This window comes from Pseudomonas sp. M47T1 (assembly GCF_000263855.1).
Lineage (GTDB): Bacteria > Pseudomonadota > Gammaproteobacteria > Pseudomonadales > Pseudomonadaceae > Aquipseudomonas.
Genome location: NZ_AJWX01000001.1, coordinates 397,641 through 421,490, shown reverse-complemented (window position 1 = coordinate 421,490; position 23,850 = coordinate 397,641). Strand labels below are relative to the sequence as shown.

Annotated in this window: 26 protein-coding genes; 10 read left to right on the top strand and 16 right to left on the bottom strand. The window is 61.9% G+C overall.

Going from position 1 to position 23,850, the window contains the following annotated elements:
* The coding region (locus tag PMM47T1_RS30245) for a hypothetical protein (protein WP_238536591.1) at positions 1-188 on the top strand (188 nt) is incomplete at its 5' end.
* A 276-nt stretch (positions 189-464) separates the two neighbouring features.
* Here PMM47T1_RS30245 and tyrS read toward each other — a convergent pair.
* Complete coding sequence (gene tyrS, locus PMM47T1_RS01940) at positions 465-1,664, bottom strand: tyrosine--tRNA ligase (protein ID WP_008365283.1); 1,200 nt, start codon at positions 1,662-1,664, stop codon at positions 465-467.
* Positions 1,665-1,874: 210 nt separating this feature from the next.
* On the opposite strand from tyrS, the gene PMM47T1_RS01935 reads away from it, so the two are divergent.
* Both PMM47T1_RS01935 and PMM47T1_RS01930 read left to right on the top strand, forming a co-directional pair.
* Entirely contained in the window at positions 1,875-3,308 is a 1,434-nt protein-coding gene (locus PMM47T1_RS01935) for a peptidoglycan DD-metalloendopeptidase family protein (protein ID WP_008365280.1), read from the top strand.
* 3 nt (positions 3,309-3,311) lie between these two features.
* Positions 3,312-4,403, top strand: coding sequence for an anhydro-N-acetylmuramic acid kinase (locus PMM47T1_RS01930; RefSeq protein ID WP_008365278.1), 1,092 nt, complete (start codon positions 3,312-3,314; stop codon positions 4,401-4,403).
* Between the two features lie 54 nt (positions 4,404-4,457).
* Here the strand turns inward: PMM47T1_RS01930 and erpA are convergent, their stop codons facing one another.
* Complete coding sequence (gene erpA / locus PMM47T1_RS01925; RefSeq protein ID WP_008365277.1) at positions 4,458-4,808, bottom strand: iron-sulfur cluster insertion protein ErpA; 351 nt, start codon at positions 4,806-4,808, stop codon at positions 4,458-4,460.
* Positions 4,809-4,924: 116 nt separating this feature from the next.
* Positions 4,925-5,959, bottom strand: a complete 1,035-nt coding sequence (gene argC / locus PMM47T1_RS01920) for an N-acetyl-gamma-glutamyl-phosphate reductase (protein ID WP_008365275.1) — start codon at positions 5,957-5,959, stop codon at positions 4,925-4,927.
* Positions 5,960-6,097: 138 nt separating this feature from the next.
* On the opposite strand from argC, the gene hemJ reads away from it, so the two are divergent.
* From hemJ to coq7, 6 genes are all read left to right on the top strand, one after another.
* Positions 6,098-6,523 carry a protoporphyrinogen oxidase HemJ gene (gene hemJ, locus PMM47T1_RS01915; protein WP_008365273.1) on the top strand — a complete coding sequence of 142 codons (426 nt, stop codon included), beginning with the start codon at positions 6,098-6,100 and terminating at the stop codon, positions 6,521-6,523.
* 26 nt (positions 6,524-6,549) lie between these two features.
* Entirely contained in the window at positions 6,550-7,509 is a 960-nt protein-coding gene (locus tag PMM47T1_RS01910; RefSeq protein WP_008365272.1) for an NAD(P)H-dependent flavin oxidoreductase, read from the top strand.
* Between the two features lie 32 nt (positions 7,510-7,541).
* Positions 7,542-8,339: a DUF805 domain-containing protein gene (locus PMM47T1_RS01905; RefSeq protein WP_008365269.1), complete on the top strand. Its 798-nt coding sequence runs from the start codon at positions 7,542-7,544 to the stop codon at positions 8,337-8,339.
* A gap of 111 nt (positions 8,340-8,450) precedes the next feature.
* The gene (locus tag PMM47T1_RS01900; RefSeq protein ID WP_008365267.1) at positions 8,451-9,224 is read left to right on the top strand and encodes an SDR family NAD(P)-dependent oxidoreductase; all 774 of its coding nucleotides are present in this window, start codon (positions 8,451-8,453) and stop codon (positions 9,222-9,224) included.
* A gap of 193 nt (positions 9,225-9,417) precedes the next feature.
* The gene (locus tag PMM47T1_RS01895) at positions 9,418-9,756 is read left to right on the top strand and encodes a histidine triad nucleotide-binding protein (RefSeq protein ID WP_008365266.1); all 339 of its coding nucleotides are present in this window, start codon (positions 9,418-9,420) and stop codon (positions 9,754-9,756) included.
* Between the two features lie 119 nt (positions 9,757-9,875).
* Positions 9,876-10,523, top strand: coding sequence for a 2-polyprenyl-3-methyl-6-methoxy-1,4-benzoquinone monooxygenase (gene coq7, locus PMM47T1_RS01890; RefSeq protein ID WP_008365264.1), 648 nt, complete (start codon positions 9,876-9,878; stop codon positions 10,521-10,523).
* A gap of 51 nt (positions 10,524-10,574) precedes the next feature.
* Here coq7 and PMM47T1_RS01885 read toward each other — a convergent pair whose 3' ends face one another.
* Positions 10,575-10,997, bottom strand: a complete 423-nt coding sequence (locus PMM47T1_RS01885; RefSeq protein ID WP_008365263.1) for an OsmC family protein — start codon at positions 10,995-10,997, stop codon at positions 10,575-10,577.
* 209 nt (positions 10,998-11,206) lie between these two features.
* On the opposite strand from PMM47T1_RS01885, the gene crp reads away from it, so the two are divergent.
* Complete coding sequence (gene crp / locus PMM47T1_RS01880; RefSeq protein ID WP_008365262.1) at positions 11,207-11,845, top strand: cAMP-activated global transcriptional regulator CRP; 639 nt, start codon at positions 11,207-11,209, stop codon at positions 11,843-11,845.
* Here crp and PMM47T1_RS01875 read toward each other — a convergent pair.
* The 12 genes from PMM47T1_RS01875 to PMM47T1_RS01820 form a co-directional block, all read right to left on the bottom strand.
* Positions 11,842-12,537 (bottom strand): lipoate--protein ligase family protein, encoded by a 696-nt coding sequence (locus tag PMM47T1_RS01875; RefSeq protein ID WP_008365261.1) that lies wholly within the window; start codon positions 12,535-12,537, stop codon positions 11,842-11,844. The two genes, crp and PMM47T1_RS01875, sit on opposite strands and share 4 nt — an antisense overlap.
* 35 nt (positions 12,538-12,572) lie before the next feature.
* Positions 12,573-13,388, bottom strand: a complete 816-nt coding sequence (gene trpC / locus PMM47T1_RS01870) for an indole-3-glycerol phosphate synthase TrpC (protein ID WP_008365260.1) — start codon at positions 13,386-13,388, stop codon at positions 12,573-12,575.
* Positions 13,385-14,434: an anthranilate phosphoribosyltransferase gene (trpD, locus tag PMM47T1_RS01865; protein ID WP_008365259.1), complete on the bottom strand. Its 1,050-nt coding sequence runs from the start codon at positions 14,432-14,434 to the stop codon at positions 13,385-13,387. Before trpD ends, trpC begins: the two co-directional genes overlap by 4 nt.
* Positions 14,435-14,443: 9 nt before the next feature.
* A complete protein-coding gene (locus tag PMM47T1_RS01860; RefSeq protein ID WP_008365258.1) occupies positions 14,444-15,043 on the bottom strand; it encodes an aminodeoxychorismate/anthranilate synthase component II in 600 nt (199 codons plus the stop codon).
* A gap of 11 nt (positions 15,044-15,054) precedes the next feature.
* Positions 15,055-16,542, bottom strand: a complete 1,488-nt coding sequence (gene trpE, locus PMM47T1_RS01855) for an anthranilate synthase component I (RefSeq protein ID WP_008365257.1) — start codon at positions 16,540-16,542, stop codon at positions 15,055-15,057.
* Positions 16,543-16,614: 72 nt separating this feature from the next.
* The gene (locus PMM47T1_RS01850; protein WP_008365256.1) at positions 16,615-17,430 is read right to left on the bottom strand and encodes a phosphoglycolate phosphatase; all 816 of its coding nucleotides are present in this window, start codon (positions 17,428-17,430) and stop codon (positions 16,615-16,617) included.
* Positions 17,427-18,101, bottom strand: a complete 675-nt coding sequence (rpe, locus tag PMM47T1_RS01845) for a ribulose-phosphate 3-epimerase (RefSeq protein ID WP_008365255.1) — start codon at positions 18,099-18,101, stop codon at positions 17,427-17,429. The genes PMM47T1_RS01850 and rpe overlap by 4 nt, the downstream gene beginning before the upstream one ends.
* Before the next feature lie 148 nt (positions 18,102-18,249).
* Positions 18,250-19,398, bottom strand: coding sequence for an iron-containing alcohol dehydrogenase (locus PMM47T1_RS01840; protein ID WP_008365254.1), 1,149 nt, complete (start codon positions 19,396-19,398; stop codon positions 18,250-18,252).
* 91 nt (positions 19,399-19,489) lie between these two features.
* Entirely contained in the window at positions 19,490-20,314 is an 825-nt protein-coding gene (locus PMM47T1_RS01835; RefSeq protein ID WP_008365245.1) for an ABC transporter permease, read from the bottom strand.
* 13 nt (positions 20,315-20,327) lie between these two features.
* Positions 20,328-21,575 (bottom strand): ABC transporter permease, encoded by a 1,248-nt coding sequence (locus PMM47T1_RS01830; protein WP_008365244.1) that lies wholly within the window; start codon positions 21,573-21,575, stop codon positions 20,328-20,330.
* A gap of 66 nt (positions 21,576-21,641) precedes the next feature.
* Positions 21,642-22,673, bottom strand: a complete 1,032-nt coding sequence (locus PMM47T1_RS01825; protein ID WP_008365239.1) for an ABC transporter substrate-binding protein — start codon at positions 22,671-22,673, stop codon at positions 21,642-21,644.
* 56 nt (positions 22,674-22,729) lie between these two features.
* The gene (locus PMM47T1_RS01820) at positions 22,730-23,839 is read right to left on the bottom strand and encodes an ABC transporter ATP-binding protein (RefSeq protein ID WP_008365238.1); all 1,110 of its coding nucleotides are present in this window, start codon (positions 23,837-23,839) and stop codon (positions 22,730-22,732) included.
* Positions 23,840-23,850: the final 11 nt, after the last annotated feature.

Below are 23,850 nucleotides of genomic sequence, written 5' to 3'. Positions count from 1 at the left end.
AACCTACGTTGCTGTCAACTGCCTTTTTCACCGCTTTCGATCTGTTTCATCGAAGCGCTTCCTCGCTGGCTACTTCGGTTAACTCTTTGAAACTCAAGGAGTTTTCCGTTTCGGTTGCGCCGGAAGTGGGGCGAATTATAGAGAGATTTGAGGGGGCGTCAAGGGTTGATTTTGGGAAATTGTCATAAAGATCAAAAGCATCCCAAAGGGGACCCTATAAAGGCCATCAGGTGCATGCCTGGGGATCTTCAAGCCTCACAGCATCGAGCGCCGCCCGCGCGGCGCTTCGCGGCCAGAGGCCGCTCCCACGTTGGTTGCAACGTGCCTCGCTGGAGATGGGTGTTGCACCTGGTGGCCTTGATGCATGCTTACGACGTGCACCTGGCGCCCCACCCACGCCCCCCCAAAAACCAAAAAAGGGCGGGCCCACGGCCCGCCCTTCTCTCTATACCTATTCAACCACCCTACTCAGCCTTCAGCGTAATCCGCGCAAACGCCTTCTTCCCCGCCTGGCACACATGCGTAGCGCCTACAGCAAAGACAAACCCACGATCCACAACCTCACCATCTATACGCACGCTGCCCGCAGCCAGCAAATCACGCGCAGCAGCCGAGTTCTTTACCAGGCCCGCCTTATTAAGGATGGCCGCAATAGGCATATCCTCGGCAGCAGCGATCTCGACCTCTGGCAGGTCTTCAGGCAACTCACCTTCCTTCATGCGGTTACCGGCAGCACGGTGCGCGCTGGCAGCCGCTTCCTCGCCATGGAAACGCGCCACGATCTCTTCCGCCAGTTTGATCTTGATATCACGCGGGTTGGCACCAGCCTCGACATCAGCCTTGAAGCCATTGATCTCTTCCATCGAGCGGAAGCTCAGCAGCTCGAAGTAACGCCACATCAGTGCATCCGGGATGGACACCAGCTTGCTGTACATCACGCCCGGCGCTTCCTGGATGCCGACGTAGTTGCCCAGGGACTTGGACATCTTCTTCACGCCATCCAGGCCTTCGAGCAACGGCATGGTCACGATGTTCTGCGCTTCCTGGCCGTAGGCGCGCTGAAGCTCACGCCCCATCAGCAGGTTGAACTTCTGGTCGGTACCGCCCAGCTCCACGTCCGCCTTCAAGGCAACGGAGTCATAACCCTGCACCAGCGGATAAAGGAACTCGTGGATAGCGATGGACTGATTGGACTTGTAGCGCTTGTCGAAGTCATCGCGCTCGAGCATGCGCGCCACGGTGTACTGCGACGACAGCCGAATGAAATCAGCCGGGCTCATCGCGTCCATCCAGGTGGAGTTGAACGCCACTTCCGTCTTGGCCGGATCAAGAATCTTGAATACCTGTGCCTTATAAGTCTCGGCGTTGGCCAGGACCTGCTCGCGCGTCAGCGGCGGACGGGTTGCGCTCTTGCCGCTCGGGTCACCGATCAGGCCAGTGAAGTCACCGATCAGGAAGATCACGTGATGCCCCAGCTCCTGGAACTGGCGCAGCTTATTAATAAGTACCGTATGCCCCAGGTGCAGATCGGGGGCAGTAGGGTCAAAACCGGCCTTGATTCGCAGCGGCTGCCCGCGCTTGAGCTTCTCGACCAGTTCGGACTCGACCAGTACCTCTTCCGCACCACGTTTGATCAGCGCTAGCTGCTCTTCAACCGACTTCATAACCAACCCGCAAGGCTTAGATTCAAAGGGAAACAACCATACAAGATCAGGCACCAATTACAAGTTTTTGACTTGCATGTGACCCCAGCGGCGGGTCAAGGCGTCTGCCTGCTTGCTTTGGAAAGGATTTGGTTATATTTTATACAGTTATTTCATCTTTATCATGTCATTCATCTTTTCCATTTCATCTTTTTCAAAGTCAAATTACCTATGACCAGCGAACCGCCTAAAGCGCCTCCGCTTTATCCGAAGAGCCATTTACTGGCTGCCAGCGGCATCGCCGCCCTCCTCAGCCTCGCCTTGCTGGTATTTCCTTCCAGCGAAGTGGAGGCCAAGCGCACCTCCGCGCCCCTGGAGCTGCAAACCCCGGCAGACCAGCTCAAGCAGGCCGAGAAAGACGCACCGGCCGCTGACCTGGGTGAGCAACAGGCAGTACCCGCGCCCTTCGCGCAGATCGACAACGAGCCTGATGATCAGGATAAGGACACCGCCCAAGCCCCGGCCACCCCGGAACCGGTGGCTGACGCCGCCGACAAGAAAGCCCCTGGCCATCGCGAAGTCACCGTGCGCAAGGGTGACACACTGTCCAAGCTGTTCGACGAAGCCGGTCTGCCCGCCTCTGCCGCCCAGGAAGTGCTGGCCAGCGACAAACAGGCCAAGCAGTTCGCGCAGTTGAAGAACGGCCAGGTACTGGAGTTCGAAATCAGCCCTGACGGCCAGCTCACCAGCCTGCACACCAAACTGAGCAATACCGAAAGCATCCGCCTGGTACGTGGCGCGAAAGGCTTTGCGTTCAACCGCGACGTGATCAAGCCGGTCATGCGCGAGGCCTATGCGCATGGCGTGATCAAGAACTCGCTGTCACTGTCCGGCCAGCGCGCGGGGCTGTCCCACAACCAGGTGATGGACCTGGTGAACATCTTCAATTATGACGTGGACTTCGCTCAGGACATCCGCCAGGGCGATATCTTCGATGTGATGTACGAGCAGAAGGTACTCAACGGCAAGGTGATCGGCACCGGCAACATCCTGGCGGCGCGCTTCACCAACCGCGGCAAAACCTACACCGCCGTGCGCTACACCAACAAACAAGGTTCCACCAACTACTACACCGCCGAAGGCAACAGCATGCGCAAGGCCTTCGTGCGCTCGCCAGTGGACTTCGCCCGTATCAGCTCGCGCTTCTCGGTAGGTCGCTTCCACCCCATTCTGAACAAGATCCGCGCCCACCAAGGCGTGGACTATGCTGCTCCTCGCGGCACCCCGATCAAGGCCACCGGCGACGGTAAAGTGGAACTGGCGGGGCGCCGTGGCGGCTACGGCAACACCGTGATCATCGCCCATGGCAAGACTTACAAGACCCTCTACGGGCACATGCAGGGCTTCGCCAAGGGCATTCATGCCGGCTCCGTTGTCAAGCAGGGCCAGGTCATCGGCTATATTGGTACTACTGGCCTGTCCACAGGCCCGCACGTGCATTACGAGTTCCAGGTGAATGGCGTGCACGTCGATCCGCTGGGCCAGAAATTGCCCATGGCCGACCCGATTGCCAGGAATGAAAAGGCCCGCTTCATGCAGGTCGCCCAGCCACTGATGGCGCAGATGGACCAGGAGAAATCCACCATGGTCGCGAGCAAGAAGTAAGTCATGGCCCTTTATATAGGCGTCATGTCAGGGACCAGCCTGGACGGGCTGGACATTGCACTGGTGGAACAAGGCGCTTCATTGCGCCTTGTGGCCAGCCACTACGTACCGATGCCGCCCAAGCTGCGCAGCGACCTGCTGAGCCTGTGCGCCAGCGGCGCGGATGAGATTGCCCGTGCGGCGCTGGCCGAGAACCAGTGGGCTACGCTGGCCGCCGAAGGTATCCATACGCTGCTGCAGGAGCAAGGCCTCACCGCCGCCGACATCCGCGCGGTCGGTAGCCATGGCCAGACGGTGCGCCACGAGCCTGCACGCGGCTTCACCATTCAGATCGGCAATGCCGCCTTGCTGGCAGAGCTGACCAACATCACCACCGTGGCCGATTTTCGCCGTCGTGACGTGGCCGCTGGCGGCCAGGGCGCGCCTTTGGTCCCGGCCTTCCACGACTCACTGTTCACCACCCCGGGCCACCACCTGGCGGTATTGAACGTCGGTGGCTTCAGCAACCTCAGCCTGATTGAGCCGGACAAGCCGGTCAGCGGCTTCGATTGCGGCCCCGGCAACGTGCTGCTGGACAGTTGGATCAACCTGCGCCAAGGCCTGGACTACGACCGCGATGGCGCCTGGGCGGCCACCGGTACCGTTCACCCGGCACTGCTGGCGACATTGCTGAACGACCCGTTCTTTGCCGGCACCGGCCCCAAGAGTACGGGCCGCGAGGTGTTCAACCTGCCGTGGTTGCAGGCACACCTGGCGCGCCTGCCGGCCATTGCCGATGAAGACGTACAGGCCACCCTGCTGGAGGTCAGCGCCCGCAGCATCGTTGACTCCCTGCGGCAGGCACAGCCACAGACCGATGAGCTGTTGGTATGCGGCGGCGGCGTACACAACCAGACGCTGATGAAGCGCCTGGCCCAGCTGCTGCCACAGACTCGTGTCGACAGCACCGCCAGCCACGGCGTGGACCCGGACTGGGTGGAAGCCATGGCATTCGCCTGGCTGGCGCGCTGCTGCCTGGAAGGTATCTCTGCCAACCGCCCCAGCGTCACCGGGGCACGCGGCCTGCGCGTACTCGGCGCGGTCTACCCGGCCTGAACCGCAGACAGCAAAACGCCGCGTATGAACGCGGCGTTTTTCATTGCGCAACCGTCAGATCGAGAACGACTGACCGCAACCACACGTGGTGGACGCGTTGGGGTTGTTGATGACGAAGCGCGAGCCTTCCAGACCTTCCTGGTAGTCCACTTCGGCACCAGCCAGGTACTGGAAACTCATGGGGTCAACCACCAGGCTCACACCTTCGCGCTCGACGATGGTGTCATCTTCGGCAACGTCTTCATCAAATGTGAAGCCGTACTGGAAACCCGAGCAACCACCGCCGGTCACGAAAACCCGCAGTTTCAGACGCTCATTGCCTTCCTCATCGACCAGGGTCTTCACCTTGTGCGCGGCACCATGGGTGAATTGCAAAGCCGTGGGTGTGAAGGATTCGACGCTCATGCTGACTCTCTCCCGGCGTAAGCCGCCATAAAACTTAATGGCGCCATTATCCGCTTCTCCTAGAAAAAGGGTCAACAATTGTGCGCTGGCCGGCGCACGAGGCGCCGGCCTGTCATTTACGGCAGCATACCGGCGTGGGAGAGGCCCAGGCGCTCGTCGAGGCCGAAGAGGATGTTGAGGTTCTGCACGGCCTGGCCCGACGCGCCCTTGACCAGGTTGTCGATGACTGACAGCACCACCACCAGATCACCGCCCTGTGGGCGATGCACGGCAATGCGGCAGACGTTGGCGCCGCGCACGCTGCGGGTTTCCGGATGGCTGCCGGCGGGCATGACGTCGACGAACGGCTCATCCGCGTAGCGCTTTTCGAACAGCGCCTGCAGGTCCACCGACTTGTCGGCCACGGTGGCGTACAACGTGGAGTGGATACCGCGGATCATCGGCGTCAGGTGCGGTACGAAGGTCAGGCCGACGTCGCTGCCTGCGGCGCGGCGCAGGCCCTGGGTGATTTCCGGCAGGTGACGGTGGCCCTTCACCGAATACGCCTTCATGCTTTCGCCCGACTCACAAAACAGTGAGCCCACCGCAGCGCCACGGCCCGCGCCACTGACACCGGACTTGCAGTCGGCGATCAGGCGCGAGGCATCGGCCAGGCCGGCTTCCAGCAGCGGCAGGAACCCCAGCTGGGTGGCGGTTGGGTAGCAACCTGGCACGGCAATGAGGCGGGCATTGCGGATCTGCTCGCGGTTGACTTCCGGCAGGCCGTACACCGCATCCTTCAGCAGCTCAGGCGCGCCGTGGGGCTGGCCGTACCACTTGGCCCACTCTTCGGCGTCCTGCAGACGGAAGTCGGCCGACAGGTCGATCACCTTGGTACCGGCAGCCAGCAGTTCGCCGGCCAGGGAGTGAGCAACACCGTGGGGCGTGGCGAAGAACACCACGTCGCATGCGCCCAGGGTCTTGATGTCTGGCACGCTGAACGCCAGGCCATCGTAATGACCGCGCAGGTTCGGGTACATGTCTGCCACGGGAACACCGGCCTCGGAACGCGAGGTGATGACCGCGACTTCTGCCTGCGGATGCGATGCCAACAGACGCAGCAACTCGACCCCGGTGTAACCCGTGCCGCCGACAATACCGACCTTGACCATAAACCTGCCCCTTTCAACGAACCGACTAGTAAACCGCTGATAATACGGGCCCAGAGCGCCTGGTAACAACCGTTGAGGTGACGTGCGGCAGTACGGGGCACTACTATCACCCTACCGTGAACCTGGAACCTCAATAAAATGCTCTATCTATGGATCAAAGCCCTGCACATCATCAGCCTGGTCTGCTGGTTCGCCGGGCTGTTCTACCTGCCACGCCTGTTCGTCTACCACGCCAGCAGCGAAGACGAGATCAGCAAGCAACGTTTCATGGTCATGGAACGCAAGCTGTACCGCGGCATCATGGGCCCCTCGATGATCGCCACCCTGGTGTTCGGCGCGTGGCTGGTGTACCTGATTCCCGGCTACCTCAGCCAAGGCTGGCTGCACGCCAAACTGACCTTCGTGTTTTTCCTGATTGGCTACCATCATATGTGCGGCGCCCAGGTCAAACGTTTCGCCCGTGGCGAGAATACCCGCTCACATGTCTTCTACCGCTGGTTCAACGAGGTGCCCGTGCTGTTTTTACTGGCTATCGTAATTCTGGTGGTGGTCAAACCGTTCTAGGTCAAACAACACACGCGAGTACATCTATGTCGCTGCCTACGCTGCTGGACCAACGCTTGCGCCTGCCAGTGGTGGCAGCGCCAATGTTCCTGATCTCCAACCCGCAGTTGGTGCTGGCCTGCTGCCGCAATGGCATTGTCGGCAGCTTTCCGGCGCTAAACCAGCGTGACAGCGCGGGCTTTCGCGCCTGGCTGGAGGAAATAGAAACCGGCCTGGCCTTGCTCGACAAACCGGCGCCCTATGCAGTCAACCTGATCGTGCACAACAGCAACCCGCGCCTGGAAGCCGACCTGGCCATCTGCATCGAGCACAAGGTGCCGATTGTCATCACCAGCCTGGGCGCGGTGAAGGAAGTGGTGGACGCCGTGCACAGCTACGGCGGCCTGGTGTTCCATGACGTCACTACTCGACGGCATGCCGAAAAAGCGGCCCTGGCCGGTGTCGACGGCTTGATTGCCGTGGCGGCCGGGGCCGGCGGCCATGCCGGCACCTGGAGCCCGTTTGCGCTGGTGGCCGAGATTCGCCAATTCTTCGACAAGACCCTGCTGCTGGCTGGCTGCATCAATCACGGGCGGGAGATTCTCGCCGCGCAACTGCTGGGCGCCGACCTGGCCTACCTGGGCACGCGCTTCATTGCCTGCCAGGAAAGCCACGCCCCGGATGCCTACAAGCAGATGCTGCTGGCGTCACGCGCGGCGGATATCATTCACACTCCTGCGGTATCGGGCGTACCGGCCAGCTTCATGCGCGCCAGCCTTGAGGAGGCCGGTTTCGACCTGGCCACACTGGCTACCGCGGCCCCTCAAGCAAAGCTTAAACCGGTCGATGAAGAGGCCAAGGCATGGAAGACCATCTGGTCAGCCGGCCAAGGGGTTGGCGACATCAATGATGTGCCCACAGCCGACGAGCTCATTTCCAGGCTGGATGACGAGTACCGCAAGGCGCTGGTGCTGGCTACCCGCCTTCCCGACTATTGGCCGCGTTGAGTGGCCCTCATTACAAAGACAAGGACGCCAGCATGACAACACTGTTCAAAATCGTTTTCGAAGGCAGCCCCCTGCCCGGGATCGATCTGGAAACGGCCAAGGCCAACCTGGCCCAACTGTTCAAGAGCGATCCGCTGTCGGTGGAAAAGCTGTTCACCGGGCGCAAGGTCGCGCTCAAGCGCAACCTGCCACAGGAAACCGCGCAGAAATATCTGGATGCGCTGCACAAGGCCGGTGTCGATGCGCGGCTGGAAGAAGAGGCGCCGGTGGAACTCAGCCTTGAAGAGGTCGAGCCCGCTCCAGCCCTCGCCGCGCAGCCTTACTCGCCTTACGCACCGCCGCAATCGGATGTCGCCCCGATGGTCGCGATATACGGCCCCCTGAAAGTCATGACCGTGCAAGGTCGTATCGGCCGCGTGCGCTACCTGGGCTGGTCCATGGCCTTGGTACTGGGCGCCTGTGTGGCGATGTTCATCTGCCTGGCACTGGCCGCGGTTTCCAAGATGCTGGCCATCGGCCTGGGCGCCATCGCTGCTGCCGCGTTCATCACCATGAACGTGCAGATCAGCGTGCAGCGCTTGCATGACGCCGGCTGGACCGGCTGGATGTGGCTGCTCAACCTGGTGCCCTTCGTGGGTAGCGTGTTCCCCTTCGTGGTCATGGCCGTGCCGGGCAACCCTGGCGTCAACCAGTATGGCCCACCTGCCCCGCCCAACAGCACTGCCGTGAAGGTGCTGGCCTGGTTGTGGGTGGCGTTTCTCGCGCTGGTGTTCATCGGCGGGCTGCTGGGCGGCTTTGCCTCGATTGCCCGCCACTCGCAGGCCATTTAAGGGATTCGGCATAACCGCGCCCACACGGTAGACTAGCGCCCCTGAGTAGACGCCCCCAGTGCCCCGCCTCAACCACGAGCCGGGGCCGGGGGCGTTCGTATGGAGAATTGCATGACCCGTTACGCCATGATCACTGGCGCATCCCGAGGGCTGGGCCTGGCGATGGCCGAAGCCCTGGCCCGGCGTGGCCGCAACCTGATCCTGGTGGCCCGCCAGCGCGACGCCCTGGAAGCCGTGGCCATCGAACTGACCCAGCGTTTTGGCGTGGAGGTGCTGTTCCGCGCCTGCGATTTGAGCGAACCGCTGCGCCTGTCGGGGCTGTTGATGGAGCTGGAGGAAAGCAGCCGCCACATCGACTTGCTGATCAACTGCGCCGGACTGCGCTCCTACGGGCACTTCCTGGCCCAGGACTGGATGCAGGAGCAGGACCTTATTGAGGTCAACATCCTCGCCCTTGTGCGCCTGTGCCATGTGATCGGCAATGCCATGGCCGTGCATGGCGGCGGGCAGATTCTCAACGTCGCTTCCCTGGCCGCTTTCCAGCCTGGCCCGTGGATGAGCAGCTATGCGGCAAGCAAGGCCTATGTCCTGAGCTTTTCCGAAGGCCTGCGCGAAGAACTGCGTCAGTCCGGGGTCAAGGTATCGGTACTGTGCCCAGGCCCGGTGCGCTCCTCGAACCGCAAGATCGAACGCCTGGCCGGCAGCCAGCGGGTACTCAGCCCCGAAGAAGTGGCACTGTTCACCGTACGGGCGCTGGCCCGCAACCGCGCAGTCATCGTGCCCGGGCGGCGCAACCGCCTGCTCACGTATGGCGCCCGCTTCGGCTCGCGGTGGCTGGTGCGCAAGATCGCCGGCGCCATCAACCTGGCCTACCGCCCCCGCTAGGGCCTGTATGAAATGTATTCCCGCGAACGTCAGGCAAGGCGAAAACAGGCGAGGAACGGCCGGGGTCGCGCTCCAGATCGAGAGTGCACGAGATGGCCAGCGCAGCCTGCGGCAGCGGCTACAGGTGATATTGTGGATTAAGCATTATGCCCTGCGTACACTCAGGCCCGACGTCAAACATGGAGAAGCCGCTGTGGATACTCTGTTCACCAAGATCATCAACAGAGAAATACCCGCCAAGATCATTTACGAGGATGACCAGGTACTGGCCTTCCACGATATTGCGCCCCAGGCACCGGTGCACTTTCTGGTGATTCCGAAGAAGCCGATTCGCACCCTTAACGACCTCGCCGAGGAAGACAAGGCCCTGGCTGGTCATATTCTGTTCACCGCGCAGCGGCTGGCCAAGGAGCTGGGCTGCGAGGAAGGCTTTCGCGTGGTCATGAACTGCAATGAGTTGGGCGGCCAGACGGTTTACCACATTCATATGCACGTACTGGGTCAGCGCCAGATGCACTGGCCGCCGGGCTAATCCGTACCCTGTAGCCGCCGCCTCCTGGTGGCGGCCGCAGATGTGTGCTGACGTGGCGCAGGCTCTGGCACGGTATTTTGGGTTAAACTGCACACCGTGATTCTATCCGGAGGTGCCCAATGGCTACCGAACGTCACTATTCCCCCCTCGACCGACTGCTGCTGCAGGCCGACACGGCCATGCGCACGCTGCTGCCTTTCAGCGGCCAGCCGTCGCGGCCGTCACCGGCCATTGTCCAGCCGGACCCGAAACTCAGTGATGACGAAACCCGCCATGTGGCTGGCCTGATGCGCATCAACCATACCGGTGAAGTGTGCGCGCAGGCGCTCTACCAGGGCCAGGCCCTGACCGCCAAGCTGCCGCAGGTGCGCAAGGCCATGGAGCATGCCGCCGAAGAAGAGGTGGATCACTTGGCGTGGTGCGAACAACGTATTCGCCAACTGGGCAGCCACCCAAGCGTGCTCAATCCGCTGTTCTACGGCATGTCGTTCGGCATTGGCGCCATGGCGGGGCTGATCAGCGACCGCGTCAGCCTGGGCTTCGTGGCGGCCACCGAGCACCAGGTGTGCAAGCACCTGGACGAACACCTGGAACAGTTGCCGGTAGAGGACGATAAGTCCCGCGCCATTCTGGAACAGATGCGCGTGGACGAAGAACAGCATGCCGATTCGGCACTGGACGCTGGTGGCTTCCGCTTTCCGGCGCCGGTAAGGTTCGGCATGAGTGTGCTGGCCAAGGTCATGACCAAAAGCACTTACCGCCTCTGATGTGTCTGTTACTTGTGGGAGCTGGCAAGCCAGCTCTCACAGGTTAGCGGCTCAGCCCAGCTCGATGATTTCGTAGTCGTGGGTGATTTCCACGCCCGCACGGCCCAGCATGATCGAGGCAGAGCAGTACTTTTCTGCTGACAATTCCACTGCCCGCTTGACCTGGGCTTCTTTCAAGCCACGCCCCTTCACCACGAAATGCAGGTGGATCTTGGTAAAGACCTTGGGGTCTTCCGTAGCGCGCTCGGCTTCCAGGAAGGCTTCACAGCTTTCTACCGGCTGGCGCGACTTCTTCAGGATGCTGACCACGTCGAAATTGCTGCAGCCACCCAGGCCCAACAACAGCATTTCCATGGGGCGCACGCCCAGGTTACGACCACCGCTCTCGGGCGGACCGTCCATCACTACCACATGACCGCTACCGGATTCGCCGAGGAACATGGCTTCGCCTGCCCACTGGATACGTGCCTTCATCACCAGGACTCCACTGTAAAAAAGGCCGCCAGCTTAGCACAGCGATATATAGAAGCCCTGTAGACCCTGCGTTTGCTGCCGATAAGCTGATTAGTAAATTCTCTGATACACAAAACGAGCGTCTGATAAGCTGGCGCCAAATGACTGGCGCCCCGCCGGCACCCAAAAAATCTATTCGCCGTTGATCGTCTTGCCCCCAGGATTTAGCCATGGTTGCCCTCACGCCTGCGATACAGAACATCGATAAACTCCTGGCCCACTGCCAGCGCCGCCGCTATGGGGCCAAGAGCAACATCATCTGTGCCGGCGACCACTCCGAAACCCTGTCGTACATCATCAAGGGCTCGGTCACTATCCTGATCGAGGATGAGGATGGCCGGGAAATGATCATTGCCTACCTCAACGCCGGGGACTTCTTTGGTGAGCTGGGCCTGTTCGAATCTCCCGCCCATGGGCAGGAGCGCAGCGCCTGGGTGCGAGCAAAGACTGAATGTGAAGTTGCGGAAATCAGCTATGGCAAATTCCGCGAAGTGGCTTTGCAGCATCCTGAGATCATGTTCGCACTGGGCTGCCAGATGGCCCAGCGCCTGCGCGACACTACGCGCAAGGTGGGCGACCTGGCCTTCTTTGACGTGACCGGCCGCGTTGCCCGTTGCCTGCTGGAACTGTGCAAGCAACCGGACGCCATGACTCACCCTGACGGCATGCAGATCAAGATCACCCGCCAGGAAATCGGCCGGATCGTGGGGTGTTCACGGGAAATGGTAGGGCGGGTGCTCAAGGACCTGGAGGAACGCAACCTGGTCAACGTCAAGGGCAAGACCATGGTGGTCTACGGCACGCGCTAATCCTTGCAGCGGATCTCGGCAAGCAGTTGGCCGTAGGCCTGGGCCAGATCATCAATCAATCGCGGTGCAGCAAAGCGCTCATGCAGACCGATATGGCTTTGCACTTCGCAGCGCTGAGGCAGGTCGCAGGCCTGGTTGAAGCGGTTTACTGCCGCGACCATGGACTCACGTTCGTTATCCATCAGCATTGCGCCATGCACCAGCACCACCGGCCTTGTACCGCTCAGGCCTTGGCGCCAGCGCTGGGCGGTGCCCACCCATTTACGCCGATCAATGTTGACGTTGTAGCGGCCGTCGCAGAAAGCACCGGGCACCTCGCCCAGTGATGCGTTGCCGCCCAGCGCAGTGACCGCATCGAGCAACGGCTGGCACAGACGCTGGTAGGCGGTTTCGATGCGGTTCTGGTCACCTTCACTGCGTGGCGCCACATACACCAGCGCCACGTTGATGGTGGCGGCCGATTGCGGCACCGGCTCGCCGCCGGTTTCGCGCAGCAGCACTGACCAGCCGGCTTCAGCCGAAATGGCGCAGGCCGCTTCGAAACCAGGTTGGCGATTGAGGCGACGGGGCATGACGAGGGAGCGGTCGGTGGGCTGCCAGAACAGCAGGCCGTCGGCTTGATCGCCGCGACAGACGGCGGCCAGCAGGTCCTGCTCGGCCTGAAGGCCGGCTTGAGTGGGTAGTTGCACCATCGGCACCCTCACACAAAGTCCAGCGCGCCTGCCATCTAGGCCTGGACGCGTTCGGGGAAGAACAGGCGCTGCAGCTCGTCGCCGGGATGCTCGGCGCGCATGAACGCTTCGCCTACCAGGAACGAATAGACCTCGCTGATTTCCATCAGCTCGACGTCGGCACGGTTGAGGATGCCGCTTTCCGTCACCACCAGGCGATCACGCGGGATCAGTGGCAGCAGGTCCAGGGTGTTTTCCAGGCTGACTTCGAAATTGTGCAGGTTGCGGTTGTTCACACCCAACAGCGGCGACTTCAGGTGCTTGAGCGCGCGCTCCAGCTCTTCGCCGTTGTGCACTTCCACTAGCACGTCCAGGCCCACGCCAAAGGCTGCGGCTTCCAGTTCGGCCATCTTCACGTCGTCCAGCGCCGCCACGATCAGCAGCACGCAGTCGGCGCCCAAGGCGCGCGACTCGACGATCTGGTACGGGTCGACCATGAAGTCCTTGCGGATCACCGGCAGGCTGCACGCCGCACGGGCCTGTTGCAGGTAGGCGTCGGCCCCCTGGAAATAGTCGATATCGGTGAGCACCGACAGGCAGGTCGCCCCGCCCTTCTCGTAGCTCTGGGCGATTTCAGCCGGCACGAAGTGCTCGCGAATCACGCCTTTGCTAGGCGAGGCTTTCTTGATTTCAGCAATCACCGCCGGGTGCTTGGTAGCGGCCTGGTCGATCAACGCCTTGGCAAAACCACGAGGGGCATCGGCGGCGGCAGCCAGGCGCTCCAGCTCGGCAAAGCTGACGCGCTGCAAGCGTTCGGCAACTTCCACAGCCTTGCGCGCCAGAATATTTTCCAGAACTGTCGGCACACTCATGCCTGATTCTCCTGCTTGAATACAGCGGTAAAGGCGCCCAGCTCTTCGAGTTTCTCACGAGCCAGCCCGGTGTGCAGGGCATCGTGGGCCAAGGCCACGCCTTCTTTCAGGGAAGAGGCATGGTCGGCGGCGTACAGCGCGGCGCCGGCGTTGAGGATGATCATTTCAGCAGCCTTCTGGCCATGCTCGCTCTTGCGCTTGCCCAGGGCATCGCGAATCAGTTCAAGCGAGGCCTGCGGGCTTTCAACCGCCAGGCCGTACAGGCTCTGGCTCTTGATGCCCAGATCTTCAGGCTCGACCCAATACTCGCTGATTTCGCCGTTCTTCAGTTCGGCCACGAAGGTCGGCGCGGCCAGGCTGAACTCGTCCAGGCCGTCCTTGGAGTGCACCACCAGTACGTGCTTGCTGCCCAGGCGATGCAGCACTTCGGCCAATGGCCGGCACAGGGCCTGATTGAACACGCCCACCACTTGGTGCTTGACGCCCGCCGGGTTGGTCAGCGGGCCGACCATGTTGAACAGGGTACGCAGGCCCAGGTCGCGGCGCGGCCCGGCGGCGTGTTTCATGGCGCCGTGATGGGCCTGGGCGAACATGAAGCCAATGCCTACGCTGTCGATGCAACGGGCAACCTGAACCGGCGTGAGGTTCAGGTAGACACCCGCCGCTTCCAGCAGGTCGGCGCTACCGCTCTTGCCCGACACCGCACGGTTGCCATGCTTGGCGACGGTGCAGCCGGCAGCCGCAATCACGAAGGATGAGGCTGTGGATACGTTGAAGATGTTGGCGCCGTCACCGCCGGTACCAACGATGTCGACCACGTTATCCAGGGTCTTGAGTTCCACCCGGTCAGCCAGCTCGCGCATCACCGACACGGCACCGACGATTTCGTCGATGCTTTCGCTTTTCATGCGCATGCCCATCAGGAAGGCGCCAATCTGCGCCTCGGTGCATTGCCCGGTCATGATCTCGCGCATCACATCGCGCATTTCATCGGTGCTCAGGTCCAGCTGACCGACAATACGGTTCAGCGCGCTCTTGATATCCATGATGATTCCTTAGCCCTGACGGCTGCCGCCGGTTTGCTTGAGAAAGTTGGCGAACAGCTCGTGGCCCTGCTCGGAAAGAATCGACTCGGGGTGGAACTGCACCCCTTCAACGTTCAGCGTCTTGTGGCGCAGGCCCATGATCTCATCGACTGAGCCATCTTCGTTGGCGGTCCAGGCAGTCAGCTCAAGGCAGTCAGGCAGGGTTTCACGCTTGACCACCAGCGAGTGGTAGCGGGTGACGGTCAGCGGGTGGTTGAGGCCCTCGAACACGCCCTGGTCCTGGTGCACCAGCGGGCTGGTCTTGCCGTGCATGGCCACTCGGGCACGCACCACGTCACCGCCAAAGGCCTGGCCAATGGACTGGTGGCCCAGGCACACGCCCAGAATCGGCAGCTTGCCGGCGAAATACACGATGGCCTCGATGGAAATGCCCGCCTCGCTTGGCGTGCACGGGCCAGGGGAAACCACGATGCGCTCGGGGTTCATGGCCTCGATGTCGGCGATGGTCACCTCGTCGTTGCGCACCACCTTGACGTCCGCGCCCAGCTCACCGAGGTACTGCACGACGTTGTAGGTAAAAGAGTCGTAATTGTCGATCATCAGCAACATGGTCTGCTTCCTCAGGCGTCTTTCGGGGAGGTTTGTTCGGCCAGCGCAACAGCGCGGAACATCGCGCGGCGCTTGTTCAGGGTTTCCTCCCACTCAAGGGCCGGCACCGAGTCGGCGACAATGCCGCCACCGGCCTGCACGTGCAGCTCGCCGTCCTTGATCACCGCGGTGCGAATGGCAATCGCGGTGTCCATGTTGCCGTTCCAGGCAAAGTAGCCCACCGCGCCGCCGTAGACACCGCGTTTTACCGGTTCCAGTTCGTCGATGATTTCCATGGCGCGGATCTTCGGCGCACCCGACAAGGTACCCGCCGGCAGAATGGCCCGCAGGGCATCCATGGCGGTCAGGCCGCTTTTCAGCTGGCCCGTGACATTGGAAACGATGTGCATCACGTTCGAATAACGCTCGATGACCATCTTCTCGGTCAGCTTCACCGTGCCAATTTCCGAAACACGCCCGGTATCGTTGCGCCCCAGGTCGATCAGCATGAGGTGCTCGGCCAGTTCCTTGTCATCACTGAGCAGGTCCTGTTCCAGCGCCAGGTCCGCCTCGGCGGTGGCGCCGCGAGGACGGGTGCCGGCAATGGGGCGCACGGTGATTTCGTTGTCTTCCACCCGTACCAGCACTTCAGGCGAGCTGCCCACCACGTGGAAGTCGCCGAAGTTGAAGAAGTACATGTACGGCGTAGGGTTGAAGCAGCGCAGCGCCCGATACAGATCGATGGGCGCCGCCTTGAAGTCGATGGACATGCGCTGGGACGGCACCACTTGCATGCAATCACCGGCCAGGATGTATTCCTTGATGGTGTCTACCGCGCGCTCATAGTCACCCTGGGTGAAACTTGAGCGGAACACCGGGTCGGCGGCAGGCGGGCGATCCAGTTCCAGGCCGCGGCGCGGGGTGATGGGCTGGCGCAGCTTTTCCATCAGGGCATCGAGTTGTGCCTGGCCCTGGGCGTAGGCATCGGCCTGCGCCGGGTCCACCAGCACGATGGCGTGCATCTTGCCCGCCAGGTTGTCGAACACCACCACGGCGTCAGATACCATCAACAGGATATCGGGCACGCCGATCGGGTCCGGATTCGGGCACTTGCCCAGGCGTTTTTCTACGTAGCGCACGCAGTCGTAGCCGAAATACCCCACCAGGCCGCCATTGAAGCGCGGCAGGCCGGCGATGGTCGGCACGTTGTAGCGGGCCTTGAAGTTCTCGACGAAATCCAACGGGTCTTCGACCTCGTGGCGCTCTACCTCGACACCGTCACGGGTGATGATCACCCGGTGGTCATGCACGCGCAGCACGGTGCGGCACGGCAGGCCGATGATCGAGTAGCGGCCCCACTTCTCGCCGCCCTGCACCGACTCCAGCAAGTAGGAGTTGGGCGCGTCGGCCAGTTTCAGGTAGATCGACAGCGGCGTGTCGAAGTCAGCCAGGGTTTCGCGGGCAAGGGGAATACGGTTGTAGCCGGCAGCGGCCAAGCGCAGGAATTCTTCGCGGATCATGATCAGCCTCGTGGCATGAGGGGTAAAACGGTCAGGTATGCAAACGCGCCGGCAGGGCCGGCCAGGTAAAAGTCAGGCGCGCCAACGCCAGCGGGCCAGGGCCTTGATGACTTTCATCCAGAGTTTGCGAGTGACCACCACGATGGAATCTCTGCGAGGGGGAGATGCGATAGCCCCCAACGTTATCTCAGCTGTGGGATCTAAGCAACTGATCAGACCGCGCAGATTGTCGATAACCAGTGCCGGGCTCTCTTCGGCAATGGGCCGGCCATGGTTGTAGCCATAGCTCAAGGCCACGCATTGCACGTTGGCGGCCTTGGCGGCCAGCACGTCATTGCGCGAGTCGCCGACGAACAATGCCTCGGCCGGCGCCACCCCGGCCATTTTCATGACGAACAGCAGGGCCGCAGGATCAGGCTTCTGCTGGGGCAGGGTATCGCCGCCGATAATCCATTTGAAGAAGCGCCCCAATTTCAGCTCATCGAGCAGGGGCGCCACGAACTGTTCAGGCTTGTTGGTGATCAGCGCCATTGCCACACCGCGCTTTTGCAACCACTTGAGGCTTTCGCGCACGCCGGGGTAGACCTTGGTCAGGGCATGGCTGCCGGCATAGGCGTCCATGAACAGCGCCAGCGCCTCGTCGGTTTCGATTTCGCCCACCGCGCCGTGATCCAGGCCGCCAGCCAGGCCACGGCGTACCAGCACCCGGGCGCCGTTGCCGACGTAGGTGCGGGCCGCTTCAAGGCCTGCCGCAGGGTGGCCGAGCTTGAGCAGCGTCTTGTCCAGGGCTGCGGCCAGGTCGGGGACGGAGTCGATCAGGGTACCGTCCAGATCGAACATCACCAACCGTGGCAGCTTGCCCGCGAACAGCTGCTCGAAGCCGCTCATGAACGGGCCAGCGCCAGTTCGGAGCGCATTTTGTCGATCACTTCCTTGTAGTTCGGGGCGTTGAAGATCGCCGAGCCGGCCACGAAGGTGTCCGCACCTGCCGCGGCGATTTCACGGATGTTGTTCACGTTCACGCCGCCGTCGATTTCCAGGCGAATGTCCAGACCACTGGCGTCGATCAGCGCACGGGCTTCGCGCAGCTTGTCCAGGGTGTGGGGAATGAACTTCTGGCCGCCGAAGCCGGGGTTGACGCTCATCAGCAACACCATGTCGACCTTGTCCATCACGTACTTGAGCACGTCCAGCGGGGTTGCCGGGTTGAACACCAGGCCGGCCTTGCAGCCGCTGTCACGGATCAGTTGCAGGGAGCGATCAACGTGCAGGGTGGCTTCTGGATGGAAGGTGATGAAGCTGGCACCGGCTTCGGCGAAGTCGCCGATGATGCGGTCCACAGGGCTGACCATCAGGTGCGCGTCGATGGGTGCGGTAATGCCGTACTTGCGCAAGGCGGCACACACCATCGGGCCGATGGTCAGGTTGGGAACATAGTGGTTGTCCATGACATCGAAGTGGATGATGTCGGCGCCAGCGGCCAGGACATTGTCGACTTCCTCGCCCAGACGGGCGAAATCTGCGGAGAGAATGGACGGAGCAATTGCAAAGGGCTGCATGACGCACCTTTCTGGGCTGGAATCACGGTGGCGCGCATTGTACATCAGCCGGCTGCAATGGGGGGCAGCCGCTGGGCCGCCTTGCAGCCGCTGCCGCCAGGCTGCCCCAGTGAGGCTGAGGGGCAGCGGCTACCGGGTCAGCTCATGATCAGTAGGCGCTGCGGTAGATCTGCTCGATGTCCCTGGCGCTGAGCTTACGGGGGTTGTTGCGCATCAGCCGGTCGATGGCACTCGCTTCCCTGGCCATTTCGGGGATGGCTTCTTCGGGCACGCCGAAACTGCGCATGCCTTTGGGAATCTCCACTGCGGCACACAGTTGCACCATGGCCTGAACGGCGGCATCGGCTGCGTCCTGGTCGGACAGCTGCGCCACTTGCAGGCCCATGGCCACGGCGATATCGCGAAAGCGCTCCAGGCACGCCAGCTTGTTCCACGCCATCACATAAGGCAGCAACAATGCGTTGCTCACCCCGTGGGCAATGTTGAACTGCCCGCCCAGCGGGTACGCCAGGGCATGCACCGCCCCTACCCCGGCATTGCCGAACGCCATGCCGGCCATCAGGCTGGCAGTGGCCATGTCTTCACGGGCCTGAAGATTCGCAGGATTGGCGTAGGCCTTGGGCAATGCCCGCACGATCAGCTTGATGGCCCCCAGCGCCAGCGAATCGGTGATGGGCGAAGCATTCACCGATATATACGATTCGATGGCATGCACCAGCGCGTCCACGCCGCTGGCCGCCGTGACACTGCGCGGGCAGGTCAGGGTCATTTGCGGGCTGACCAGGGCAACGTCGGGGAGCAGGAAATCGCTGACGATGCCCTTTTTCAGGTGGGCGGCCTTGTCCGACAGGATGGCCACGTTGGTAACTTCCGAACCGGTACCGGCCGTGGTCGGAATGGCAATCAGCGGCGGCCCTTTGCGCTGTACCAGATCCACGCCAAACAGCGCGGCCAGCGGACCGTCGTGGCCTGCATAGGCAGCGACGCTCTTGGCGATGTCAATCGCACTGCCACCGCCCACGCCAATCAGGCCGTCGTGGCCGCCCTGGCGGTAAACCTGCATGCAGTCCTCGACAATGGCGATCTCCGGCTCTGGCTGCACGCGGTCGAAAATGCCATGGCGGCGGCCGCCCAACTGCGCCAGCGCCAGTGCCACGGTACCGGACGCCATCAATATGGCATCGGTGACGATCAGTGGATTGTGCACGTTCAGACGGCTCAACTCGCCGTCCAACTGCTCGATGGCGCCAGCGCCGGTGAGCAGGCGGTTGGCAATCTTGAAAGCGGAAAGGGTCATGAATGCGGCCTTTTTTCAGACAAGGGCTGCATTCAGACTAGCCAACATCTCCGGCCAGAGAAGCATTATTGGCCGGGGTGATGCCAAGGGATCAGGCCTGGGCGGTGCGCAGTTTTTCGCTGCGCCCGCGCAGCCACTCCAGGGTGAGCAACAGCACTACCGAGAAGGCGATCAGCAAGGTAGCCGCCGCCGCAATGGTAGGGCTGAGGTTTTCGCGGATGCCACTGAACATCTGCCGCGGCAACGTGGCCTGCTCGGGCCCTGCCAGAAACAGCGTGACCACCACTTCGTCGAACGAAGTGGCAAAGGCGAACAGCGCACCGCTGATCACCCCGGGAGCGATCAACGGCAAGGTCACCCGGCGAAACGCGATGAGCGGCGAGGCGCCCAGGCTGGCGGCGGCGCGCACCAGGTTATGGTTGAAGCCCTGCAAGGTCGCCGATACGGTGATAATCACGAACGGCACGCCCAGTACCGCGTGCACCACAATCAGCGACGTAAAGCTGTTGCCCAGCCCCAGCGGCGCAAAGAACAGGTAACTGGCCACGCCGATGATCACCACCGGTACCACCATGGGCGAAATCACCAGTGCCATCACCAGCGACTTGCCGGGAAAATCGCCACGCGTCAGGCCAATGGCCGCCAGGGTGCCGAACACCATGGCCAGCACGGTGGCCGCCGGGGCGACGATGATGCTGTTCTGCAGCGCGCGCATCCATTCGGCCGAGCCGAAGAAGTCCTGGTACCAGTGCAGCGAAAAGCCTTGCAACGGGTACACCAGGAAGCTGCCGGCATTGAATGACAACGGGATGATGACCAGCACCGGCAAAATCAGAAACAGCAGGATAAGGCCGCACAGGATGCGCAGGCTGTAGAACCACACCCGCTCGATGGGGGACATGTAGGGGCTCAGCATTTTCCGAATCTCCTCAGCTCAGGCGCAGGCGGCTGGCGCCCACCAGTTTGCTGTAAACCAGGTACAGCAGCACGGTGGCCAGCAACAGCAGGCCGCCCAGCGCGGTGGCCATGCCCCAGTTGATGCTGGTATTGGTGTAAAAGGCCACGAAGTAGCTGACCATCTGATCGTTGGGGCTGCCGAGCAGCGCCGGGGTGATGTAGTAGCCGATGGCCAGGATGAAAACCAGCAGGCAGCCAGCGCCTACGCCCGCATAGGTTTGCGGGAAGTACACCCGCCAGAAACTGGCGAACGGGTGGCAGCCCAGGGAAATCGCCGCCCGCATGTAGGTGGGGGAAATGCCCTTCATCACGCTGTAGATGGGCAGGATCATGAACGGCAGCAGGATATGCACCATGGAGATGTACACACCGGTGCGGTTGAACACCAACTCCAGCGGCTTGTCGATGATGCCCATGGCCATCAACGCACTGTTGATCAGCCCACCCGATTGCAGCAGCACAATCCAGGCGGCCACCCGCACCAGGATCGAGGTCCAGAAGGGCAGCAGCACCATGATCATCAGCAGGTTGCTCTGGCGGGCCGGCAGGTTGGCCAGCAGGTAGGCCAGCGGATAAGCCAGCAACAGGCAGATAACGGTGATTACCAGGCCCATCCAGAAGGTGCGGGCAAAGATATCCAGGTAAATGGCCTGGTCCGGGGTGGCCGGAGCCACCTCGCCGAGGTCGTCGATACGATGGTCGACAGCCGCCAGCAGGTAATAGGGAGTGACGTTACTGGTGTTGCGGCGGATGGCCTGCCAATAGGCGGGGTCACCCCAGCGTTCGTCGAGGTTTTGCAGGGCCTCCTTATAGGAGCCAGGCTCAGGCGTGAACGGCAGCGCCCGGGCGGTTTTCGACAGCAGGCTGCGGTAGCCGGCCAGTTCCATGTTCAGGCGCTTGGACAGGTCGCCCAGGGTCTGCTGCTTGCGCGCCTCTACCAGGTCCTCACTGAGTGCCTTGTAGGTCGCTTCATCGGGCAGGCTCTTGCCATCCCAGGCCTTCACGGCAACAACGGTACGCGGCAGGCCCTGGACCACCTCCGGGTTGCCGACGCTCTTGTACAACAGCACGGCGATAGGCACCAGGAACACCAACAGCAGGAACAGCACCAGCGGCGCGATCAGGGCCTGCGCTTTAAGGCGGTTGAGCCGTTCGGCCCGGGCCAGGCGCTGTTTCAGGGTAAGGCTGGCGACCTCTTTTACGGGCACTGCAAGGGCCATGGTCAACTCCGCGAATCTTTGAACTGAAGGCGCGCCACCGTCGGATGACGCGCCACCTGCGTGGGCTTACTTGGCAGCCCAGGCGTTGAAGCGCTGTTCCAATTGCTCACCGTTGTCAGCCCAGAAGCCGACATTGATCTGCACCTGATTGGCAATGTTTTCCGGCGTGGTAGGCATGTCCTTGAGAATGCCCTTGTCCAACAACGGTACCGCCTGGCTGTTGGCCGGGCCGTAAGCGATGTTTTCCGAGAAGACCTTCTGCTGTTCAGGCAGGAGGGTGTAGGCGATGAACTTCTTCGCTTCCTCAGCGTTCTTCGCGCCCTTGGGAATGGCCCAAGCGTCGAAGTCGTAGACGCCGCCGTTCCACACCACTTTCAGGTTGCTCTCTTTCTGCACGGCGGCGATGCGACCGTTGTAGGCCGAGCTCATGACCACGTCACCCGAGGCCAGGTACTGCGGCGGCTGGGCGCCGGCTTCCCACCACTGGATGCTTGGCTTGAGCTCGTCGAGCTTCTTGAAGGCCCGGTCCTGGCCGGCCTTGGTGCCCAACACTTTGTAGACGTCCTTGGGCGCGACGCCGTCGGCCATCAGGGCGAATTCCAGGGTGTACTTGGCACCCTTGCGCAGGCCACGCTTGCCCGGGAATTTCTTCACGTCCCAGAAGTCAGCCCAACTGGTGGGCGCGGTCTTGAGCTTGTCGGCGTTGTAGGCCAGCACGGTGGACCATACGAAGAAGCCCACGCCGCATTCCTGGATGGCGCCATCCACATAATCGGACTTCTTGCCGAACAGGGCCGGATCGATCTTTTCAAACATGCCTTCATCACAGCCACGGGCCAGTTCCGGCGACTCCACCTCTACCAGGTCCCAGGACACGCTCTTGGTGTCGACCATGGCTTTGACTTTTGCCATCTCGCCGTTGTATTCGCCAGCGATGATCTTGCCCTGGCCAGTCTTTTCCCACGGTTGGTAAAACGCCTTCTCCTGGGCCGCCTTGTTGGCGCCGCCAAAGGAAACCAGGGTCAGGTCCGCCGCCATGGCCTGGGTTGCGCCCATCAGGCCCAGGGCCAGGGCGGTGAACTTCAAGTGCTTGAGCATTTCTTCTTCTCTCCACAGTGCAGGGTTGGTGTAGCTATGGGCGATTCGGCTCGCCTCTAGTCGACTAACAACGGGTCCAGCGCACGCGCGTGCTCGACCTGCCAGCCGAGCGGTACCACATCGCCCACGGCCAACGCCGGATCCAGCTCGGCAATTGGCTGCTTCACGAAGAAATCCGACTTGCCGCACACCTCCAGACGCACGCGCACGTGGTCGCCCAGGTAGATGAACTCGGCAACCCGGCCAGAGAATCGGTTGCTGCATTGCTCGCTATGGCCATTGAGGAACACCCGTTCCGGGCGAATCGACAGGGTTACCGGGTCGCCCGGCTCACCGACATTCACTGCCAGCGCCTCGATTTTCTCGCCACGCTCCAGGCCGACAATGCAGCGGTCCCCGTTCTGGGTGATCAGGCGGCCGTTGAGGCGGTTGTTCTCGCCGATGAAGTTGGCCACGAAGGTGTTTTTCGGCTCTTCATAGAGCGTGCGCGGCGGGGCAATCTGCTGAATTTCACCCTGATGGAATACCGCCACGCGGTCGGACATGGTCAGCGCCTCCCCCTGGTCGTGGGTGACGTAGACCACGGTCACGCCCAGGCGCTGGTGCAGGTGCTTGATCTCCATCTGCATGTGCTCGCGCAACTGCTTGTCCAGCGCGCCCAAGGGTTCGTCCATCAACACCAACTGCGGTTCGAACACCAGCGCCCGGGCCAGAGCCACACGCTGCTGTTGGCCACCGGACAGTTGGGCGGGGTAGCGCTGGGCAAACTTGCCCAGTTGCACCATGTCCAGCACGCGTTTGACCCGCTCACCCACGTCGGTCTTGCTCAGGCCGCGCACCGACAGCGGGAAGGCCAGGTTCTCGGCCACGGTCATGTGCGGGAACAACGCGTAGTTCTGGAACACCATGCCGATGTCACGCTTGTGCGGCGGCACGTTGTTGATCGAGCGGCCGGCCAGCAGGATCTCGCCAGCGGTAGGCGTCTCGAAGCCGGCCAGCATCATCAGGCTGGTGGTCTTGCCTGAGCCCGATGGGCCGAGCAAGGTCAGGAACTCGCCCTTGCGGATATCCAGGTTGAGGTCTTTGACGATCAGCACTTCACCGTCGTAGCTTTTCTGCACGCCACGAAAGCTGACCAGCACATCGCTCGAATTCGCCTCGCTCATACCCAACGCCC

Excerpts from the sequence above, each read along its gene's own strand:
- tyrS (WP_008365283.1), bottom strand. The coding sequence starts at position 1,664 with ATGAAGTCGGTTGAAGAGCAGCTAGCGCTGATCAAACGTGGTGCGGAA.
- PMM47T1_RS01935 (WP_008365280.1), top strand. The coding sequence starts at position 1,875 with ATGACCAGCGAACCGCCTAAAGCGCCTCCGCTTTATCCGAAGAGCCAT.
- PMM47T1_RS01930 (WP_008365278.1), top strand. The coding sequence starts at position 3,312 with ATGGCCCTTTATATAGGCGTCATGTCAGGGACCAGCCTGGACGGGCTG.
- erpA (WP_008365277.1), bottom strand. The coding sequence starts at position 4,808 with ATGAGCGTCGAATCCTTCACACCCACGGCTTTGCAATTCACCCATGGT.
- argC (WP_008365275.1), bottom strand. The coding sequence starts at position 5,959 with ATGGTCAAGGTCGGTATTGTCGGCGGCACGGGTTACACCGGGGTCGAG.
- hemJ (WP_008365273.1), top strand. The coding sequence starts at position 6,098 with ATGCTCTATCTATGGATCAAAGCCCTGCACATCATCAGCCTGGTCTGC.
- PMM47T1_RS01910 (WP_008365272.1), top strand. The coding sequence starts at position 6,550 with ATGTCGCTGCCTACGCTGCTGGACCAACGCTTGCGCCTGCCAGTGGTG.
- PMM47T1_RS01905 (WP_008365269.1), top strand. The coding sequence starts at position 7,542 with ATGACAACACTGTTCAAAATCGTTTTCGAAGGCAGCCCCCTGCCCGGG.
- PMM47T1_RS01900 (WP_008365267.1), top strand. The coding sequence starts at position 8,451 with ATGACCCGTTACGCCATGATCACTGGCGCATCCCGAGGGCTGGGCCTG.
- coq7 (WP_008365264.1), top strand. The coding sequence starts at position 9,876 with ATGGCTACCGAACGTCACTATTCCCCCCTCGACCGACTGCTGCTGCAG.
- PMM47T1_RS01885 (WP_008365263.1), bottom strand. The coding sequence starts at position 10,997 with ATGAAGGCACGTATCCAGTGGGCAGGCGAAGCCATGTTCCTCGGCGAA.
- crp (WP_008365262.1), top strand. The coding sequence starts at position 11,207 with ATGGTTGCCCTCACGCCTGCGATACAGAACATCGATAAACTCCTGGCC.
- PMM47T1_RS01875 (WP_008365261.1), bottom strand. The coding sequence starts at position 12,537 with ATGGTGCAACTACCCACTCAAGCCGGCCTTCAGGCCGAGCAGGACCTG.
- trpC (WP_008365260.1), bottom strand. The coding sequence starts at position 13,388 with ATGAGTGTGCCGACAGTTCTGGAAAATATTCTGGCGCGCAAGGCTGTG.
- trpD (WP_008365259.1), bottom strand. The coding sequence starts at position 14,434 with ATGGATATCAAGAGCGCGCTGAACCGTATTGTCGGTCAGCTGGACCTG.
- PMM47T1_RS01860 (WP_008365258.1), bottom strand. The coding sequence starts at position 15,043 with ATGTTGCTGATGATCGACAATTACGACTCTTTTACCTACAACGTCGTG.
- trpE (WP_008365257.1), bottom strand. The coding sequence starts at position 16,542 with ATGATCCGCGAAGAATTCCTGCGCTTGGCCGCTGCCGGCTACAACCGT.
- PMM47T1_RS01850 (WP_008365256.1), bottom strand. The coding sequence starts at position 17,430 with ATGAGCGGCTTCGAGCAGCTGTTCGCGGGCAAGCTGCCACGGTTGGTG.
- rpe (WP_008365255.1), bottom strand. The coding sequence starts at position 18,101 with ATGCAGCCCTTTGCAATTGCTCCGTCCATTCTCTCCGCAGATTTCGCC.
- PMM47T1_RS01840 (WP_008365254.1), bottom strand. The coding sequence starts at position 19,398 with ATGACCCTTTCCGCTTTCAAGATTGCCAACCGCCTGCTCACCGGCGCT.
- PMM47T1_RS01835 (WP_008365245.1), bottom strand. The coding sequence starts at position 20,314 with ATGCTGAGCCCCTACATGTCCCCCATCGAGCGGGTGTGGTTCTACAGC.
- PMM47T1_RS01830 (WP_008365244.1), bottom strand. The coding sequence starts at position 21,575 with ATGGCCCTTGCAGTGCCCGTAAAAGAGGTCGCCAGCCTTACCCTGAAA.
- PMM47T1_RS01825 (WP_008365239.1), bottom strand. The coding sequence starts at position 22,673 with ATGCTCAAGCACTTGAAGTTCACCGCCCTGGCCCTGGGCCTGATGGGC.
- PMM47T1_RS01820 (WP_008365238.1), bottom strand. The coding sequence starts at position 23,839 with ATGAGCGAGGCGAATTCGAGCGATGTGCTGGTCAGCTTTCGTGGCGTG.